This is a genomic window from Enterobacter sp. RHBSTW-01064, from assembly GCF_014103035.1.
Taxonomy (GTDB): domain Bacteria; phylum Pseudomonadota; class Gammaproteobacteria; order Enterobacterales; family Enterobacteriaceae; genus Enterobacter; species Enterobacter mori.
Genome location: NZ_JABXOU010000027.1, coordinates 1 through 394, shown reverse-complemented (window position 1 = coordinate 394; position 394 = coordinate 1). Strand labels below are relative to the sequence as shown.

Sequence of the window (394 nt, the reverse complement as noted above, 5' to 3'; positions counted from 1 at the left end):
CAGCGGATGGCAGCGGCCACCGCCGAAGGAAAAGTGGCCCTTAAAATCCATCTGCCAGAGGCGATTCGGTGCGTCGTGTTCGAAGCGGCCGGTGGCCGGAATGCCCGGTGAAGTGCCCGGCAGCAGGCCATGGCGGGCCATCAGGTTATGGACGGTGCTGAAGGCGGGCATGGTGTGCCCCAGGTCTTCGAGCCAGCGCTTTATCTTGCGTGCGCCCCAGCGTTGATGGCGCTCATGGGCCATACGCAGCAGGGCGGTGATGTCGTCAGATGAGCGGTTCGGGGAATGGTGCGGTATGCGCGGGCGGTCCTGAAGGCCGGCGGCCCCTTCCTCCGCCCAGCGGCGAAGCCACTTATAGCCGGTGGCAGGTGAAATGCCGAAGCGACGACAGAGG

General features: G+C 65.5%; 1 protein-coding gene. It reads right to left on the bottom strand.

Annotation, left to right across the window (positions count from 1 at the left end):
• Positions 1-394 (bottom strand): helix-turn-helix domain-containing protein (locus HV355_RS23980; RefSeq protein WP_182403873.1); only part of this gene is annotated, 394 nt, incomplete at both ends.